This is a genomic window from Kocuria sp. ZOR0020, from assembly GCF_000800955.1.
Classification (GTDB): Bacteria; Actinomycetota; Actinomycetes; order Actinomycetales; family Micrococcaceae; genus Kocuria; species Kocuria subflava.
The window spans coordinates 1-1,153 of sequence record NZ_JROX01000377.1 but is presented as its reverse complement, the minus strand read 5'-3'; the positions used below and the strand labels follow the sequence as shown (position 1 = coordinate 1,153).

Below are 1,153 nucleotides of genomic sequence, written 5' to 3'. Positions count from 1 at the left end.
GGTGCCATCGTGCAGACCGACCTCACGGGTCGGGTTCACGGCACCGTCGATGATCCGGTCCGCCCGTGCCCGAGCGTTGAGCGTGGTGACGGTCTCGTGGGTCTCGGCCACGAGGATCGACGCTCGGCCGGTGGCGAGGTCGCGCTGCCAGGCGGTATAGGCGGCGTCGATCATCGCCTCTGATTCGCCGCCAGTGATCCGCCCGTGGTCGATGAGCGTGTCGATCGCTTCGGTGCGGCCGTGGCGGAGTTGCAAGGAGGTGGTCTTCTCCCAGGCGTGGGTGAAGCGGTGCAGGTCGTGAAGCTCCGGGGCGTCGTCGCGGGAGTGGACGAGCAGGCCGAACGCGCCGCCGGCATCGACCGATTGGAGCTGGCCCCAGTCGCCGACCAGCAGGGCTTTCGCTCCGGCCTTCTCGACCTCGCGGGTGATCCGGTCCAGTGACGCGGTGCCGGCGAGGGAGGCTTCGTCGATGATGACGAGCTGACCCGCCTCGAACATGGTGCCGTGCATGAGGTGGCTCTGCCACCACTTCGCTGTGTTCTCCGTCGCGATCCCCAGATCGTCGGCGAGGACCTGCGCGGCGACCGCCGAGGGCGCCAACCCGACCACGGACCCGGCGCCATGCTCTTTCTCCCATGCCCGGCGCAGCGCGCTCATGGCCGTGGTCTTCCCGGCACCGGCCGGACCGACCAGCACATCCACGACCCGACCAGAGACGGCGATCGCGGCCAGGGCCGCGGCCTGATCCTCACCGAGCACACGGCCGCGTGCGTCGGGCTTGCGGGCGACCCGCTCCACCGTCGCCAACGACACCGCGGGTCCGGTCGTCGCGTCGGCGCGGGCAAGGAGGCGGTCTTCGGCGGCAAGCAGCGCCTCGGACGAGAACAACGTCGAGTGCCGGGGACGGAACCTCGTGGTGCCGTCCGGGCGACGGAACTCGAGCGGGCTGGTCGCCAACTCCGGCGGGGTGAGCCGGAGGGATGCGCGCTCGGCCGCGTCCACGACGAGGCCGGTGATCGCCTCCCGGTCTTCGACGCTCGCGAACCGCCAGCCCATCAACTGCCGGAATGCCTCGGCGTGCAGGTTCCACCGTGTCCAGGTCGAACGCTTCTCACCGACCGTCTCCATCACAGCCTGCCCGACCTCGCCCACT

At 70.5% G+C, this 1,153-nt stretch carries 1 protein-coding gene; it reads right to left on the bottom strand.

Translation table 11 applies throughout. The annotated features are described in order from the left end of the window. Nucleotides 1-1,153: AAA family ATPase (locus L979_RS13870; RefSeq protein WP_047692851.1), on the bottom strand; the 1,153-nt coding region annotated here is incomplete at both ends.